Source organism: Exiguobacterium sp. EA-TM-5, assembly GCF_053878415.1.
Genome location: NZ_CM132670.1, coordinates 2,209,982 through 2,228,200 on the forward strand (window position 1 = coordinate 2,209,982; position 18,219 = coordinate 2,228,200).

The 18,219-nt window shown below is 43.4% G+C and carries 14 protein-coding genes and 1 pseudogene; 12 read left to right on the forward strand and 3 right to left on the reverse strand.

Translation table 11 applies throughout. The features are described 5' to 3' along the window. Positions 1–165: 165 nt before the first annotated feature. The 6 genes and pseudogenes from ACV3PA_RS11670 to ACV3PA_RS11695 all read left to right on the forward strand — a co-directional run bounded on the left by ACV3PA_RS11670 (position 166) and on the right by ACV3PA_RS11695 (position 7,269). Positions 166–3,384 carry an ABC transporter permease gene (locus ACV3PA_RS11670; RefSeq protein WP_456124850.1) on the forward strand — a complete coding sequence of 1,073 codons (3,219 nt, stop codon included), beginning with the start codon at positions 166–168 and terminating at the stop codon, positions 3,382–3,384. A 140-nt stretch (positions 3,385–3,524) separates the two neighbouring features. After that, positions 3,525–4,417 (forward strand): annotated as a pseudogene (locus tag ACV3PA_RS11675) (DMT family transporter). Between the two features lie 28 nt (positions 4,418–4,445). Then, positions 4,446–4,916 carry a DUF7878 domain-containing protein gene (locus tag ACV3PA_RS11680; protein WP_456124851.1) on the forward strand — a complete coding sequence of 157 codons (471 nt, stop codon included), beginning with the start codon at positions 4,446–4,448 and terminating at the stop codon, positions 4,914–4,916. A gap of 20 nt (positions 4,917–4,936) precedes the next feature. Then, positions 4,937–5,467, forward strand: a complete 531-nt coding sequence (locus ACV3PA_RS11685; protein WP_456124852.1) for a hypothetical protein — start codon at positions 4,937–4,939, stop codon at positions 5,465–5,467. Between the two features lie 250 nt (positions 5,468–5,717). Beyond that, on the forward strand, positions 5,718–6,056 hold the full coding sequence (locus tag ACV3PA_RS11690) for a hypothetical protein (RefSeq protein WP_456124853.1): 339 nt from the start codon (positions 5,718–5,720) through the stop codon (positions 6,054–6,056). 37 nt (positions 6,057–6,093) lie between these two features. Then, the gene (locus tag ACV3PA_RS11695) at positions 6,094–7,269 is read left to right on the forward strand and encodes a hypothetical protein (RefSeq protein ID WP_456124854.1); all 1,176 of its coding nucleotides are present in this window, start codon (positions 6,094–6,096) and stop codon (positions 7,267–7,269) included. A gap of 598 nt (positions 7,270–7,867) precedes the next feature. Here the strand turns inward: ACV3PA_RS11695 and ACV3PA_RS11700 are convergent. Further along, positions 7,868–8,965 (reverse strand): oxidoreductase, encoded by a 1,098-nt coding sequence (locus ACV3PA_RS11700; RefSeq protein ID WP_456124855.1) that lies wholly within the window; start codon positions 8,963–8,965, stop codon positions 7,868–7,870. Positions 8,966–9,085: 120 nt separating this feature from the next. Here ACV3PA_RS11700 and ACV3PA_RS11705 point away from each other — a divergent pair, with 120 nt between their 5' ends. The 6 genes from ACV3PA_RS11705 to ACV3PA_RS11730 all read left to right on the forward strand — a co-directional run bounded on the left by ACV3PA_RS11705 (position 9,086) and on the right by ACV3PA_RS11730 (position 14,792). Then, positions 9,086–9,943, forward strand: coding sequence for a LysR family transcriptional regulator (locus tag ACV3PA_RS11705; protein WP_268025432.1), 858 nt, complete (start codon positions 9,086–9,088; stop codon positions 9,941–9,943). Positions 9,944–10,645: 702 nt separating this feature from the next. Further along, complete coding sequence (locus tag ACV3PA_RS11710; RefSeq protein ID WP_456124856.1) at positions 10,646–11,524, forward strand: NmrA family NAD(P)-binding protein; 879 nt, start codon at positions 10,646–10,648, stop codon at positions 11,522–11,524. Next, positions 11,511–11,804, forward strand: a complete 294-nt coding sequence (locus tag ACV3PA_RS11715) for a hypothetical protein (protein WP_456124857.1) — start codon at positions 11,511–11,513, stop codon at positions 11,802–11,804. The genes ACV3PA_RS11710 and ACV3PA_RS11715 overlap by 14 nt, the downstream gene beginning before the upstream one ends. Before the next feature lie 35 nt (positions 11,805–11,839). Continuing rightward, positions 11,840–12,262, forward strand: coding sequence for an RrF2 family transcriptional regulator (locus ACV3PA_RS11720; RefSeq protein ID WP_456124858.1), 423 nt, complete (start codon positions 11,840–11,842; stop codon positions 12,260–12,262). Between the two features lie 66 nt (positions 12,263–12,328). Beyond that, on the forward strand, positions 12,329–13,183 hold the full coding sequence (locus tag ACV3PA_RS11725; RefSeq protein WP_456124859.1) for an NmrA family NAD(P)-binding protein: 855 nt from the start codon (positions 12,329–12,331) through the stop codon (positions 13,181–13,183). Positions 13,184–13,667: 484 nt separating this feature from the next. Further along, on the forward strand, positions 13,668–14,792 hold the full coding sequence (locus ACV3PA_RS11730; RefSeq protein WP_456124860.1) for a GGDEF domain-containing protein: 1,125 nt from the start codon (positions 13,668–13,670) through the stop codon (positions 14,790–14,792). A gap of 81 nt (positions 14,793–14,873) precedes the next feature. Here ACV3PA_RS11730 and ACV3PA_RS11735 read toward each other — a convergent pair whose 3' ends face one another. After that, positions 14,874–15,305, reverse strand: a complete 432-nt coding sequence (locus tag ACV3PA_RS11735; protein ID WP_268025444.1) for an RrF2 family transcriptional regulator — start codon at positions 15,303–15,305, stop codon at positions 14,874–14,876. A 320-nt stretch (positions 15,306–15,625) separates the two neighbouring features. Continuing rightward, positions 15,626–18,217, reverse strand: a complete 2,592-nt coding sequence (locus tag ACV3PA_RS11740; RefSeq protein ID WP_456124861.1) for a heavy metal translocating P-type ATPase — start codon at positions 18,215–18,217, stop codon at positions 15,626–15,628. Between the last annotated feature and the right edge of the window lie 2 nt (positions 18,218–18,219).

An 18,219-nucleotide genomic window follows, 5' to 3' on the forward strand; every position in this document is an offset into this window, starting at 1 on the left:
TCTATTTCTTTAAAACTAATACCCTTAATTAACAGATTTTTTAGTCAATTAACTATCATTTGTATATAATGGAAAAATAAAAAGAAATATATGGATAAAAGAATATCTTATCGAAAGGCATCTTATGCAATGCTCAATTAACAAAATCGAAATGAGGTGGAGAACATGCTGAGATTCATCTGGAATTCCTGGTGGCGTAACAAGGAGCGGTTCATTCTGCTCCTCGTCGGCGTCCTGATCGTCAGTACCGGACTCAGTTATTTAATCGGTACGACACAAGCCAACAACGGAACCGTCGTTGATGAACTACAAAAACGCTGGGGATCGTCGTATGATATCGTCGTCCGTCCAGAAGGCAGTCGGAGCGTGACGGAAGATTTGAATCTGCTCGAGCCGAACTACATGAGTGGACTCGACGGTGGCATCACCCGCAAGCAGTACGAGACAATCAAGCAGATTGCTGATGTTGAGGTCGCAGCGCCCATCGCGATGATTGGAAACTATAATACCTATGCTGAATCGGAGACATACGATTTCAAAAATCAAGGTATCTATAAGATTACGATTCAGGACACGCAAGATACCGGTTTAAAGAAAGAAAAGGAGACGACAACTTCTTTTGTCGGTGCAGGCTGGTTCCCTCCAGAAAGTGATGGATTGAACCGTGATATCAGTCCACAAGCGTTAGGAGAACATCCAATCATCGGTTATGGGAGTTCAACGATGCTTGCCGGGATCGATCCGGAAGCAGAAGCCAAGCTTGTCGGACTTGACAAGGCGACTAAGAAAGCGACCCATAGCCGTTATTTCACGAAGGATGATGTCGTGAACGATTATGGAAATGACGTATGGGGTATTCCATTGATTTTGAATAGTAAGGAGTATGTCAATGCGACACGGACCCTACGTTACGAAAAAGTCGATGTACCAGTCGTCAACGACTCGATGGTCGATACGGTGCGAGGCGTCATGAAAAAAGGTGGTGAATCCTATCTCAAGACACTTCCGGTAGATGATTCGAAGGAATATCGAGTGTCGACTCAACAAGCTAATAAGCAACTCGTTCAGAATATTTTGCAGGATAAATTTCCCGAGAGACCCCCGGGAAGCTTTGAATGGTTATCTCTAAAGCCATCATCTGTTGAGTATCAAACGATTGCTAGTCCTTTTGCGAAACGTTGGCCATTCACTTATCAAGTAACACCTCAAGAAATCTCGAAGAACGTCCTGATCTCAAAACGATCGATGTACCGAAAAGCACGATCCTTTGGTGATACCTCCGTCAACATGGATGCCGTTCCCAAGATGCGCGTGAATTTCATCGGTGTCTTCGATCCGAAAAAATTGAACATCTCGAAGGACCCGTTGACGGAACTACCAATGGAAACCTACTTCCCCGCGAAAGCGCAATGGGTCATGGATAAGAACGAGAAACCGGTCAATCCAGTTCGCGACGTCAAACCGACGAACGATCCATATGACTTCTTGACGAAACCACCATCGATGCTGACGACGCTTGACGCCGCCTTTAAGTTACGCGGGGATAAAGCAATTTCTGCCATCCGTGTCAACGTCAAAGGTGTCGAGGCGATGAATGCGACAAGTGAGAAAAAATTGAAAGCTGTCGCTCAAGAGATTGAGGACAAAACGGGTTTGATCACCGATGTCACACTCGGCTCCTCGCCGCAGCTCGCCTTAACCTACTTGCCTGGATTAAAGGGAGAATCGGCACTCGGATGGGTCCAACAACCGTGGATTAAACTCGGTTCGTCGATGGCAATCTTCCAGGAAGCGAAAGTCGGCATGAGCGGCATCATCTTAAGCGTCATCGCTGTCGCGCTCGTCTATGTCTTTAGTTCGAACATCATCTTACTCTATGCGCGCAAGAAGGAATTCGCGATTTTGCTCTCGCTCGGTTGGCGCCCGCGTCAGCTTTCGAAATTGCTATTCCTAGAAGCAACGTTACTCGGGACACTCGTTGCCTTGATTTCTTGGACGATTCTCGGTTCGTTCTGGCTAACTGCGGATCATCCGATTGCTTTATCACGGATCATTTTAATTGGACTCGCCGGACTATTGATTTATTGGGGTGGTACGCTCGTCCCGATGACGCTCATCCGTCGAATTCAACCGTTCGAGAGTATGCGCTCTGGTGAAGTCTCAAAAGGTCGTCGGTTCGTTCGGGCACAAAGCGTCCTTGGTATGAGCATCAATCAACTCGCAACCTATTGGCAACGGACGATCCTCTCGACGATCGCCATCGCCTTGCCGACGAGTTTGTTCATCTTCTTCTTGTTCATCACCTTCCGACTGAAAGGTGTCTTGTATGCGACGTGGCTCGGTGAATACGTTGCGCTCGAAGTCGGCACGATGCATTACGTTGCGATGGGCGTCGCTTTACTCATCGCCATCCTGACGACGACCGAGATCATGTGGCAAAACGTCAACGAACGGAAGAGTCAGCTCGCGGTCTTGAAAGCAACCGGCTGGCGCAATGGTCAAATCCGGACGCTCGTTTTAAGCGAAGGACTGATGACGGGACTTTTCGCTGGAATCATTGGCTTACTGATTGCCCTTGCGATGATCGGTTTTGTCTACAACCAGTTCCCGACTGGTGAACTTGGTTTCTTAAGCATCATGTTATTGATTCCTGCCATCACTGGAGTTCTTGGTGCCCTCTTACCCGCTCAACGGGCTGTCCGGATTACACCAAACGCTGCGATTGGGAGTGTTGCAACAAATACAAAAACAACCGAACGTCAATTTAAAATTGCCCTCGGTTCAATCGGTACGGTATTAGTCGCAGGTGTAGCAAGTTTGTTCTTCTTTGCAGCAGAAGAGACGACAACGACAACAGTTCAACCAAAAGCTGAACCAACTGTCGTGACGACTGGACAAAAGTTGCAAGATCAACCGAGTGAGCCGGTTCAAAAGAAACAGTCGAAGAAAATAAATAAAGACGTCATCACAGAACTGATGAATAAAGGTCGTCTTCAAACTTATGCTGGTGATAAGAACTTAATGAAAGAACGTGGGTTTATGGTCAGTTCGGCGAAACGTATTCAACTTAAGGATCTTCCGAAAAATAAACAAGCCGTATCCGTCAGACTTGAGATGCAAATAAAGGGTGAAGATTCAGCTGACTCTTATATTGACTATAAACCATCTTCTTTCCCATTAATTGATGGTCAAAAGAAAAGCTACACGCCAGAAGAAACGATCAATCTCAACAAAAAAGCCTATTCAGAAAGCTTAGGTTACTATGCTCCGTTACACTCAAAAATCGATGTCATCTACATCGTACCGAAGACTGAAGATACATTCGTCATGAACGTAAAAACAGGATTCACTGGTTTTCTCTATACCGTTAAAATCAAATTATGATTACTACTTAATCACTGGCTGTCATATGACGGTCAGTGATTTTTCTATTTATAACGAAATTGATTTCTAAACGTTCTACTTTTGGTAAGATAAAATACAGGAAAAGAATTGGAAGTAAAATACTTAAGCGAGGATTTGCTATGACATACTTCATGTATCTATTTTGTTTAATCGTCTGGGGACTGAACTTCATTGCCGTCAAAATCCAAGGTACACCCGTCGCTTTGGAAGTATCCTTGACCTATCGATTAGCGATGACAGCTATTCTATTCATCGTCTTCGCATTGTTCATCAAACGAACGAACAAACCTACCGCGACGGATTTCCCGTTCATCGTCGTGTTCGGTGTCTGTAATTTCGCTCTGAGTTACTTATGTCTCTATTACGCGACGATGTTAAGCTCTGCTGCCATCGTGACCTTGATTTTCTCACTTAAAGTCATACTGACACCGATTGCCTTACGCCTGTTTTTAAAAGAGACGCTCCATGCGCGCGTCTGGATCGGCGGATGTTTTGGTATCATCGGCGTCGGTGTCCTGATTGTTCCGAGCTAAGCAGCATCCATGGACTGACCGATTTGAAAGGTGTCTTGATTGCTCTGGTCGGCACGCTATTGACGGCGATTGGTGACGCCAGTTCAGCTCGGAACGCCAAGCAACGAATTAATCCGGTCTATGCCAATGCGATCGGATTCACTGTCGCGAGTCTAGTGATGGGCGCAATCGTCATGATTCAAGGAACACCACTTTCGCTCCCGACAACCGTTACATATCTTTCTGCCTTACTGTATTTAACCGTGATTGCATCGTTTCTCGCGTGGCTATTTTATTTGAAACTCGTCGAACGGATCGGTGGCGCGAAGAGCGGCTATATGGTAGCACTATTTCCGCTAATTGGCGGTGTTGCTTCAGTATTGATTGGTGAATCGACGCTATCTCTTCCTTTAATCATCGGTTGTCTGTTCAGTTGTGTTGGAGCTTCGATTGCTCTAGGGATTCGCCTGACACGTCAACGAAACAAACTGTATACCTAAAATCAATTCATGAACCGGAGTGATGAACATGTCTTCTCAAATCATATGTACGTATGATTTTTTAAATTCACCGAACGCTATTTCAAATTCTTCAGCAAAGGATATCCCAACGATTCTGTCGATAGAAGCGAGTTTTAAAATCATCATTGATCATGCACTTTATCTCGAAACATCAATATCTATCTTCGAATTTTATAAATCCTTGTATCGGTGGAAAAGACTGGTGACGTCTTCCTTCACTCCTGCCTTTTATTATTATTCGGTGGAATTTGATCACGATGACGAAGGAGCGATCGTATCGATGGTCCCTTCCACCGATCAAGGTCGCATTCAATCGATATGGGGCGACGAACGGATGAACACTGTTTTTCCTCTCAACACCTTAGTGATGTGCTTGTCTGATTTAGAAAGAAGCCTTCGCATTGACCTTGAAACGTACTTCGAGATTAAGCTAGATGCCTTCATCCGTCACATTCCCTATTCGTCACCAAAACTCTAATAGAATCAGGAGACTTCTATATGCTTGATTTATCTCAGTTCCAGATTGAGTTTGATGTCAGGAAACCAACACCCTATTTTCAGTCAACACCAGAACGCCGTATCCGTTTTTTAATGGAGGATCTGACTGCCTCGCAGTTAAATGAAATTCTTCAGGAGATTTTTAAAGAAGACAAATCGATCCATCTTCTTTTTGTTGCTGCATACATCCATCATCATCGGCGCTACTTAACAAAGGCACAAGTAGGATCGTCAATCACGATTAGAAATTGGAAAGAGTATATCGCGCAAGAAGAAGCCGATCATACGGGTGTCGTCTATGCGCATGTGAAACATGTAAAGCTAGATGAAATGATCTCCTACTGCATAAAAGTCTATCGAGGGCACTCGCAAGCTTACATCGTCTTCTATGACTCAGATTTCCTATTGTATGTATCGACCGATGTAGTGGATATCATTGGCGATGCAATAGCGATTAAGTCACTCAAGGAAACATATGTTGAACTTTACGACCGACTATACGATGATTTCGATCATATGATTCGTTACTAATTGATATTTAGCTTCAAATCACATCACGATTATTGAAATAAAGGATAGAAGTTCAGGACTCTCTGAACTTCTATCCTTTTTGACGTTTTGAATCATGAGTCAATAATATCAGACCTCCATGAAACTCTATCGACCAGTAGAAGGGATTCAATTGTTTCTTGTGGAAAAATATTCTAGTAGTTATGTCGATCATTCTTGCTATGCTTATTGTTTGCAAAATCCGTTGACAAGTTAAAAGGAGGTCATCAAATTGGGACCAACCAATGACATGTGGGTGTGGGGATTGTGCTACGCTTTCTTTTTCATCACATTTATCAGTGCAACCTTCGTTGCAATCAAGCATCCATCCTTGAGAAAAGCATCGATTCGAGCGATTTTAGCAATACTTTTCATGTATGCATTATTCATTTGGAACTCCATGTATCGTCTCGACATTACAGAATTCAGACATTTTTACGAAGGATTGACGACACTGCGATCGTGGGCATGGATGTGTGTCTTCTTGTTCGCCTACACATTAAAGTGGTGGTATCTCGTGTTTCTTCAAACCCGTCGTCCGAGTCCCTCTCCACATGATGTACAGCAATGACTTACGTTTCCGAAAACTTTTGAAGGAGCTAACTGATATGAAATTACAGCGATTCGCATCCGTCTTTTGTCTCTCGACCGTCATTTGGACGACAGCGGGTTGTTCCATGATGGAAGAACAAGCGACACCTCTTGTAGCGCAAAAAAATGTCGCGTCACCTGAACAAGTAAACACTTCCACAAAAAAAGCAGCGACCGAAACCAAGAACCAACAACCCCTCGAATTAGAGAAGCAATCGGAACGCGTCACGTTAGGTCAAACGAAAACGTACGATCTCTCTTCTTTGCTGAGCAAACACCGTGTCTCGATCGATCCACAGTATTCTTATCAAAACCAGATCTTCTACTTTGATCTACAAGAAAACAAGAGCGTCATCTATACATACGATACGAAACGGCAACATAACAAAATCGTCCGTGCGACGAAGAATGAAATCCCGATGATGACTGGTACAGGTGAGTTTTTACTATGGGTCGAAACGGAACAGCCGACAAAGACCGGTGTGAAATGGTCGATTCGTCAACTGAAGATTACGACGAATCAGGTGAAGACGCTTGATGCCGGTGAAAGTCGCTTCGATACGTCACCGCCGCATATTGATGTCACGTCAACTCGTGCGTCCTGGATCACGCAGGAGGCGACTGAACAAAAAACGGTTTCCACGTTAAAGACCTATTCCTTAAAAACCGGAAAGATCACGCCACTCCAGTCCTTCATCTTAAAAATAGGAAAGACTCCAGATGGTCTATTCACGTACGAACACCGCGATAGCGATGACGGCGTGACCTTATACACGTCTCACTACAAAAACGGAAAGAACGTCCGAGTGCTTGAGACTTTGGACGGTGCGTATAAAAAAGAATTGTCCGGATTGATTGATTTCAGTCGTAGCGGCACCTATTTCGCTCTCGGCACAGAAGGCGACGCCATGTTCCAGCCAATCGGATTGGACAAAAAGACGTTGAACTATTCCGCTTCGAGTGCCCAGACGACGATCGACGGCATTCGTTTCCTCTCGAACACACAAGTCCTCTTCCGCGAAGGCATCAATCAATTGATGTACGCGGATTTAAAAGCAAAGACGGTCGCTCCTCTGACGGACTTTGAAGAGTTGGTATCCGTTCCCGTCTATCAAGATGGAAAGCTCTCCTATACGATTACAAATGGAAAAAACGTGACGTTACACGAAATAAACGCTTTTTCTTTTAAATAAGAAGCGATAGTTTGATTCATCAAAAAAGGGATCGGGTAATCCGGTACAGTATCCGGATTACCCAATCCCTTTCTCTATTCCTCTCATCTTCCTTACTCCGTTCGTTTTAAAAAAATCGATCAGAGCTTCGAACGTGTGTCTTGAAGCGTTTAGTGACATATCGAACTGATATCCATCCCCTAACTCTCCTTCTTAAATCGGATAGAACATTTGTGTTACATCGTTATTCGCCTCTAGTTGTTTTGTTAGATATTTGTCTTGCGGCTCGAAGTATGCCGTATTACCATGCATGATGAACACGGGAACAAACGATTGCGGTGAATTCGTCAACAAAGAGGGTTCTTCGACCGACCGCAGCTCTTTCCAATCAAGATTTCACATATATACCCAGCCGACACACTCGAATAAGAAACGTTTGAACGCCAATGATGATTTCTCAGTGACTCCCTTCAAGTCGTAGGAATTACATAATAAGTTTTCACCTTTGGTTGTCTCTCGTGGAACGATTTGGTCTATTTTTTTGGATGAAGACATACGCTTTTCCGTTTGTTTCAGTAGTATCAGATGGGTATCGTTTTATAATATTGTTAAATAATCATCACTCTATTTCAAAGTCTTTAATATCGGCAATGGGATGTAATATCGCCTCTTGATCGAATAGAGCCAATTCAATGTCATGCTGAACCTTTTTTATCCAATCATGATTCGCGAGTGCCCCCTTACCGATTGCTACTATGTCCGCGTCGCCAGACTCAATCATGTCTATGGCTCGATTGACTTGATCCAGTTGTCCATTCGCAATAATCGGTAGCTGACTATACTCTTTAGCAAGCGATACAAGAGAGGCTGTAGATCCTTCGAAAGCGGGTTGCCACGCTTCAAACTCAGTAATGTGAAGGTAATCTAATCCCGATACGCCTAACTGTTCAAAAATGATTTTAGCGTCCTCTTTTTTACCAGACCATTTGTACATATAATCGTTTACCTTCGACTGTGAGATTCTCATTCCGACGATAAAGTCTTCTGATGAAACAGCACTCTTTACCGCTTCAGCAATTTCAACTAAATAACGGACGCGATTCTCCGTGTTCCCACCATATTCATCGACTCGAACATTCGTATATTCTGTCAGAAATGAATCGAGTAAATATCCATTTGCACCGTGTAATTCGACACCATCAAATCCGATAGCCTTAGCACGTTTAGCTGCTTCGACAAAATTCTGTTTCACTCTCATCATCTCTTCATATTTCAGTTCTCGTGGAACGTTGAAGTGGCCTTCACCTAGATAAAATTTTAATTGTTCACCTTTAGGTTGAACGGATGATGGCGCTACCGTACCTTGAGTAAATCGATTCCCTTGTGACAGCGGACCCGTATGTTGCAACTGAATGACGATTTTGCCGCCTTCAGCATGAACAGCATCAACAACGTGCTTCCATTCATTCGCTTGTTCTTCAGAAGCAATACCAGGTTGATAGTGATAGGTTTGGCTATGCTCCATATCGATGTATGTCCCCTCCGTAAGAATCAAACCAAATCCACCCTTTGCAAAAGAACGATAATATCGGACCATTCTGTTCGTTACTAACCCCTCTTCTGTAGCGCTTATCCGAGTCATTGGAGCCATACCCACTTTATTTTTTAAAGATACTCCTTTAATTTTTGAAACATCAAACAACAAATCTTTATTCATTTCCTACTCCTCCTCCACTTTTCAATTGAAATTTAGTCTAACTTAGACGTATGATTTAGTAAAATTGAAAGTTTTGAAGATAACGTTCGATTTTATTGAATCATCTGGAGGAGATTATCAATGGAATTACGACAGCTACTCTCGTTCATCACTATCGTTGAGAAAGGAAGCTTCAATAAATCTGCGCAACATCTTGGATATTCACAATCATCAATTACTACTCATATAAAAGAACTAGAATCTGAATTAGGAAACCAGCTATTCGATCGATTAGGTAAAAAAGTGATGTTAACCCATTTCGGAACACAATTCTTCCCCTATGCCTCTCAAATGATTCAGTTATACAACGAATCATTAACAATCGACGAAGAGCCAAAAGGTCTGTTGACGATAGGAATTTCAGAATCATTAACAATCTGTCGTTTACCGCCACTTCTCATTGAGTTCAAGGAGAAGTACCCTAAAGTAAAACTGAAAATAAAGTCGTTAGAAAACTATGATGTCGCACAAGTTCTTCAATCTGGAGAAATTGATATTGCCTTACTTTTGGAACGAGAAGACTGGGGACATCCTAACTTAAAGATTGAAGAGCTAGTGAAGGAACAAATGATGTTTATTCGTCCTAACGACATGGCGCTACCCAAAACAGCTTTATATTCCGATCTAAGGTGTAGTTACAAGTCCGTTTTCGACGAGTATATTGAAATCACTCAAATGGAGATAGAAGAAAGTCTGGAGTTTCAAAGTATCGAGTCTATTAAACACTGTGTAAAGCATGGATTAGGCGTGTCATTAGTCCCGAAGTTTTCAGTCAAGGAGGAACTACAGAACGGTCTCTTTGAAGGAATTGAAGTAACACATGATCAGTCTTCAATCGCTACGTATCTAGCTATCCATAAAGATAAGTGGATCTCTGCAAGCATACGAGGAATGATGGAGTCCATCCAAGAACATGCAAAACGCTGGAACATGCAATAAAAATATTTACATCCCTGCAATGGAACAAATCAAAAAAGGTTCAAGCAAGCATCTTGTTTGGAGTGGATCGGACAAAAGAAAAGACTACTGAGAAAAAGCAGACACTAACCTAAGAAGTTGAATCGAGATTATTGCAAGAAATAGAAGGTTATCTTAGTAGACAAATAATCTATGAACGATAAACAACAAGCTATCCTGATTAGTGTCAAGATAGCTTGTTGTTTATCGCGAAGGTTTCCGAAAGACCCAATAGATTTCTTCAAGGTAGTTAAGAACTGGATAGAGAATCATCCCAATAAGAACTGTCCACGTCTCCTCAAGATAATGAAGTGATATAAAAAGGACAAGTAGAGAAGAAAATACGGCATCTAACTAGGAACGTATTACTTTGCAGATACGAAAAAAACGTTACATCGCTACTTTCAGGAGGTTTGGTATATGTCCTTACATATCGAACATCTTCAAAAGTTATATAAAATTTTTTATGTAAAAAAAGGATTTACCATTATTTATATTTGCCTATTAAGGATTTAAAATGAATAAATGGAAGCTATCATTATGTTTTCAGAAAGAATTCTCGTTTATCCGGTATTCGTTAGAGAGTTAGGGTATTATTTAACTAATATAAGTATTGTACTTACCAGTTTTACTTTCCGTCATCAGCGATGCCCCGTTCATCTAAGAGAGGAAAGGAACCTTCCCATGATTTTTATTTCGGACTTTTCTTCACCAATAGGTCAACTCATCAGCCAACGCATGCGCATGGAAGAACAACCCTTTTGCATCGGAGTATCCGATCCACAAGCCGTTTCCGAATTATATGGAGCGCATTTCGACTTCCGGCGTTTCGATGTCCAAGATGCCTCCACGTTCGTAGAAGCACTTGCCGGATGCGATCAAATCTTTCTCGAATTTCCTGCAAACGCAGACTTGGAAACATTCGAATATTTTATTCATTACCTCCGACAGACTGCTCTGCAACACATCGTATACCTCTCAGCCAAAGACGCGCTATCACTCCCGTTTACACCTCATCATCGCATTGAAGTCGTCATTCGTCAGACCGACATTCCCTATACGATCATACGCCCTAGCTACTACATGCAGCACTTAAACATGTTCATGCGAGATATGTTACGAGATCATGCGCATCTCTTTGCACCCGCTGGCATCGGTAAGACTAGCATGATTGATGCCCGTGACGTGGCAACTGTCGTGATGACCTGTCTAGAGAACCCGGCTACTCATCTCAATAAAATGTATACCATCAGCGGAGAAGAGGCCTACAATTTTTATGACATCGCTAGCCTTCTTGGGGAAGAACTCGAGACAGATATCATGTATACGAATCCATCGATCCAGTTTTTCCGTTCTTTTATGATCCAACATGGATGGACGAATGAGGAGACCAATGACATCATCAAACTGCATGTGCCGATCCTATTAGGTCTGGCCGATGAGACAGATAACCACTTCATGGAACTGATTGGCAATCATCCGATCACGCTTCGTCAATATATTAAAGACTATCTGTCCCACTGGGGAAACGAAGTGGAGGGCAAAGCGTATGATTACTCATGAACGGGCATTATTTGTCCAGAAATGTATCGTCGATTATTACCAACGTCTTGGCATTCGTTGTCAGGTGACGATTTTCACAGAGTATCCCTTGCAACTACTGCTCGACTTCGACTCAAGAAGAGATGAATTGATCACGCCGCAACGGCGAAGCCTTTCCTGTCGTTATATACGGGCACATCTCATCTCTGCTCTGATTACGTTTGATGACTCCTACACGCACGTCTATATGACGAAGGCACCCTTTTCCTCCATGACACGGTATTGCCTCCTAATTGTCTAATCTTTAAGTCATCGAAAATGAAAGGAGATGTCACCGTGAGACTGAAACTTGCTACGGAACATGGCTTACTAACCTTACTTTTTTTAGCACACACATCAAAATCGATGACGCGAAGAGGCGATTATGTGAAGACAAAGGACATCTCTTTTCAATGTGACATCTCTTACGAGCATCTCACGAAGACCATTTCAATTTTAAGAAAGGCAGGTCTCTTACAGACCCATGCTGGTCGGGAAGGAGGGGTTGAACTTCTTGCACTCAGTCAAACCATCCGCGTCGGAGAGGTCGTCGCGTTGTTCGAGCATCCTCTCGTCCACCCGACCACCCGTTATCAGTTGCATGCGTTAGATCAACTATGCGATGCTGCACTGATCTCGTTTTTTAATACGCTCAATCACACCACGATTCAACAATTAACGGACGATTTACCACCTCACTTTTTCTTTAGAACCTCATGATATGATTCGTCCGAAGCGCTTCTCATCGACCATCCATTCGTCAAGAGTATAGGAAGGACTTTATGTATGACAATTTTAGTAACCGGATTCACAGGAAATGTCGGTCTGGCTGTCGGTCATGCGATGATGAAGCAACATATCCCATTTCATGCCGCTGTAGTTGATCCAGCCACCGCTTCTGAGAAGTTCGGCAATGCCTTTCAATACCGTCATCTGGATTACTCCGATATCTCAACATTTGCTCCAGCGTTAGAAGGCATCGATCAACTTTTCTTGATGTATCCGTCGCAAGTATCAACACGAAAGTTTCATTTATTCTTGCGTTATTTGCGATTCACTTCAGTGCGGCACATTGTCTATCTTTCGTTCAAGGATGTTCCAATTTTTCCTCTGACACCTCATCACACGATTGAGAAAATCATTCAAGAGACGGGTATCCCCTTTACGATTATCCGTCCCGGATACTATATGCAGAACTTAAATTTATTCATGCGCGATGACATCCGATTTCATCAACAAGTCATCACTCCTGCTGGTCTCGGGAAGACGAGCATGATCGATATCCGAGATATCGCTACATTCGTCATCCATTGTCTGGAACACCCTGCTGCTCACTTCAATCGTGTGTATACGTTGCATGGTGAAGAGATGTTTGGCTTTCATGAAGTAGCGAGTCTGATGACCCTTTTACTGGGTAAAAGAATCTGCTACACGAATCCTTCGATCCCTTTCTTCCAGATGAAAATGATTCAAAAAGGATATCCTAAGAGTTACGTTAATGAAGTGATCATGTTGCACCTCCCGATCAGCCTTGGACTCACTAAGCGGACGAATCACCAGTTTCGAGAAGTGACAGGAACAGCACCGATTTCTCTTCGTCAATATATTATGGATTATCAAGCACATTGGGATAACGATTGAGACTTTAGCCAATCGAAAACCTACTTTAAACTTGTGTGTCAACATGATTTTCAGTGCCTTGAAAGATAGAATATTCGAAAGGACAGATGGTAATTCCTCTTTCACTTTCATTCGGACTACGTCCTTGTTGTTTAGAAGTGGGAGTATTCTCGCCTAATTTTGATAAAAAGTGATACCTTTTGAAAAAGATATCACTTTTTATCTGCGTCATGGATCACACTCAAACGATAAAACCGAAATCGGAACAATCAAAAAATAGATAGTGAAATATCGCTTGATATCGTATACTTAACGCTTAAACATATAAATTTTCTACATTGATTATGGAATTACTGCAGTATTTCATCTTGTCGTCTTTGAAGCTTACGATGCAACACTTCTTTTGTTTCTCATGCCTTTTGCCTACTCTAGTAAAGTTCGCTGTAATAATGCTCAACAAATGAGTCTTTCCTCATCAACGGTTCCTCACGAAAGGAATTTTCCGATGCTACATGCTATGGATCAATTCATCGTCAGCGTATCGTCCCTTCTGTTAATTCTAATTTCTAGTGCCTTTTTCTTTCACTGGTTCGGTTCAAGCAAACGTATCGCGCATGGCATGCGCCACCTTTTTCTTCTCGTCTGTTTCACGATGGCAGCAAGTGTCTGGCTCCTACTTAAAACCATTGACATTGAAGGGTTTCCTATTGATTTAACTTTCTTATTTTTAATGACCAGTCTGTATTATGGCGGATATCAAGTAGGTCTCATTACGCTATTCTGTTTGCAATTCAGTCAAGGTATCTATCTTTTTCAAACTACTGATATTTGGCATGTACTTGGTTATATCTTGACGTACGGTCTTATTTTTTATGGCATCGTGTTCTTAAAAAAAAGAATGATTGCTCAGTCCATCAGTTTTTTTGTGCTTCTTGCTACGAGTCTCCTCATACCGCTCCCTCTCATCTACTTCATGGAATCGACTTCTCATCTGAACGAAACGAACGCCATTCGGTTCATACTGATCAACTTTGTAGCAGGTAGCCTGATTCATGTGTGCCTTGAGATGATACGTGCGCAGTATGCGCGCTACCATCAAGCGTGCCAAGATGCTGGGATTGATACCTTGACTGGTCTGTATAATCGTCGAAAACTCGAGGAGTCGATTCGAGACTTGGTGAAGACACGCAATCCATTCTCCATCCTAATGCTCGATGTGGATCATTTCAAACGGATTAATGATACGCATGGACATGATCAAGGTGATGCCATTCTTCGTCAAATCAGTAGATTGCTGAGCGAACAGTGCCCTGCTCCGATCATTATTGGTCGTTATGGCGGTGAGGAGTTCATCATCATTTGTCCAGATACACAAATGTCCACATCATGCACTCTTGCGGAACGTGTGCGAGTAGCGAGTGAGAATCATGACTATCAAGTGGAAGGGACGCGATTGGTGGGTATTACCGTATCGATTGGCGTGGCATATCACGAACAAGACTTTACCGGAACAGAAAGCCTGCTCGACCTCATGCAGGATGCCGATCAAGCACTTTATGAAGCAAAACGAAGAGGAAGAAATCGTGTATGGTATCACACTGTGATTCGTGATAACGAGGAAGAAGGATGAGATAGGCAGCTACTCTCGCTCAAGATAACATGCACCATCCACACTACCTTGGTGGATAATGCATGTTGCGCCCAAATCGATTTACTTTTCCGTTCTTTTAGATTCCATCTGATTCACGAGATCTTCAAAGGAAGTTTGCTTCAGCGTATCCTGATAGTTTTGGCGAGCTCTGAGCAAAGGAGCCTCGATCACCGTGCGAACATCCGTTTGAAATCTGCCTCCATTCATTCTTTTTTCCTCATTTTGAAATAATTGAATGACTTCATTCAAAGAAATATCAGCGAGCGGTTTCCCGAGTACGATTCCACCACGTCGACCTCGAATGGTATGCAAGATATCCGATTTTCCTAGTAAATGAACGATCTTTATCAAATGATTTTTAGAAAACTCGCACTCTCTACTGATTTCCTCGACCGTTACGTATTTTGACTTATTTTGTCGAGATGACTTGGATTCCAGCCCAATGTAGACAATCGTACTGATACCATAATCCATCGCGACCGATAACCGCATGCGATCCACTCTCCCATTCATGTTCTTACCTTGTATTTCCAGTGTACACCTCTTTTATTAATCATGTAATGAATACGCATCTTTTTAGCGAGCGATCTCCAGATTCTGATGACTAGATCAGCTGAACAGAAAGAAAGGAAGGAAGGAACGTGTCCTTGACGCATCAAAGAAATCCGTTCATTCCGAATTCCATCTCTTTACGTATCTTAAAAGTGATACTTAATACGTTTACAACACTCAACAAAAACACCTTACTTTCACTACATCGCTCGAAAGTAAGGTGTTTTTCAATTTTATGAGTGATTAGAACGTATCTAGAGTCATATCTTACGTTGTTTGAGTAAACGGAGTGCGTTCAAGGTCACGAGTACGGCAGCGCCTGTATCGCTGAGAACTGCCATCCATAACGTTAACCATCCTGGGAAGACAAGCGACATCGCAACAACTTTAATCAAAATCGAGAACGCGATGTTTTGCTTGATGATCGTCAAGGTAGCTTTACTCAAATCAAACGTGTACGGAAGCTTTTTTAAATTGTCTGCCATTAAGACGATATCTGCCGTCTCAAGAGCCGTATCCGTTCCAGCTCCTCCCATTGCAATGCTCAAATCCGCCGTGACGAACGCTGGTGCGTCATTGATGCCGTCCCCGACCATTGCTGTCCAGAGCTGCTGTTTTTTCAAATGGTCAATGACATGAACTTTATCCTGCGGCAAGAGTTGCGAATGGACTTCATCGAGTGGAAGTGTTCGACTGACATGCGTAGCCGCCCCTTCATTGTCACCTGTCACCATGACGAGTCGTTTGATTCCCACTTTGTCCTTCAAACGATGCAACGCTTCGACGCTTTCTTCTCTAATCGCATCCGAAAGGCAGAACATTGCTAGTAGATGTGTCTCATCGGCAAGCCATACGACTGTATATCCTTGTTGCTCAAGCTTCAAGATGTCCACGTCTAGCGTATCGATATCATACCTCATCTCACTAAGCCACTTCGTTCCACCGATATGATACGTCGAGCGACCAAATTCGCCGGTCACACCGTTACCGACACGATTCATTATCGTATCTGCCTCGATCGGTGACACACCCTCTTTCGTCGCGAACGCTACGATTGCATTCGCTAAGGGGTGATTTGAATGCCGCTCAAGGGAACTCGCCATGCGTAACGCCTGATCTCCCTCACCGAAAAACACTTGAAATTCTTGCACGACCGGTTCGCCCTTTGTTAGTGTTCCCGTCTTGTCAAAAGCGACTACCTCGATTTTTCCAGCTTGCTCGAGGAAAACTCCTCCCTTGATCAAGACACCATTTCGAGCAGCATTTCCGATGGCAGTCACGATCGCGACGGGCGTTGAGATGACGAGCGCACAAGGACACGCGATGACGATTAACTCAAGTCCTTTGTAGAACCATTCTCCCCAACTACCTAGTTGAAGGACTGGCGGAATAATCATGATCAAGATTGCTCCCAAAAAGACGAATGGCGTATAGATTTTGGCAAAACGATCAATGAACGCTTCACTTGGCGCCTTATTGTCCTGCGCCTCCTCGACGAGTTCAATAATGCTTGCAAGTGTCGTTTCTTCATATGTCTTCTCGACGATCATGTCGAATGCGCCGTCTATATTCAGGGTTCCAGCGAATACTTGATCCCCTTCTCTTTTATCGATTGGAATCGACTCACCCGTGATCGGTGCTTGATTAATCGTCGTCCTTCCTTTGACGATCACGCCGTCTAGTGCCACCTGATCTCCTGGTCGAATCCGGAGTTTCTCTCCAGCACGTACTGTTTCAATTAGTCGACGAATGACACCCGATGACGTTATGACCAACGCTTCTTTAGGCGAAAGTTCGACCAATGTCCGGATGGAGTTCCGCGTCCGGGCAAGTGAATGGTTTTGAAGCAGGTTGCCGATCGCGAAGAGGAATAGAACCGTCGCCCCTTCCAACCACTCTCCGATAAGTGCTGCTCCGATTGCTGCGACACTCATCAAGACGTTCATATCAAGCGATCGAGCACGTAGACCATAATAAGCACTTCGGAACACCTTCCATCCACTCATCAATAAGGCAATGCCGTAGAATACATTCGGAAGATAGGAGACATCAACTAGTTGAAGCACGAGCCCTATGCCGATAAGCAGGCCAGACATCCCTATTGCGCTGCCATCAAACGATCGTTTCGCAGTCGTCTCAGATCTCTTACCTTTCACTTGTCCATCAAAGCCAATCTTATGCAACTCCTGTTGTACAGTTCTCGCATCTAGCTGATGTGCAATATCCATTTCCCCCCGCGAAAAGGAGACCGTGACAGTCTGTACGTCCGCAATATTTCGAAAATGTTGCTCGATCGTCTGCGCGCAACTGCTACAGTCCATTCCCGATACGGTGAACGTCTCCATCATAGATTTTTCTCGAACAGGAACAACTAATTGAAAGCCAAGCTTTTTGACTTCTATCTCCAGTTGACGCACATCAAGCTCCTCGTCACTCTCGATCTTCAATCGTCCGGCACCATAATTGACAGACACCTTTTGATAGTTCGGAATCGTGGTGAGTCCTTTTTCAAGCGTTGCAGCGCAGGATGGGCAATCCATTCCCTCGATACAATAGCTCGAAGTGGATGAGTACGTTCGCAACGTCTCAGCGTCAAGTGATGGCGTTTGATCGGCTGTTCGACTTAGCTTCGTACCACAACAACTATCTTCAGTCTTTTGAGGTTCTGTATCCGGTACGTTGCGTAATGCAGTTCCCGCCACTTCGGATGAAGCAGCGCTACAGCAACTCTCTTCCTTCTTTCCTGCAGGGTTGTCAATCGGTATAGTATTTGAACTACAGCAAGCCATGTTCTCTGAATGCGTCGTTTCGTTTTTCTTGGAGTCGTTACCATCACAACATGAACTCGCCATCG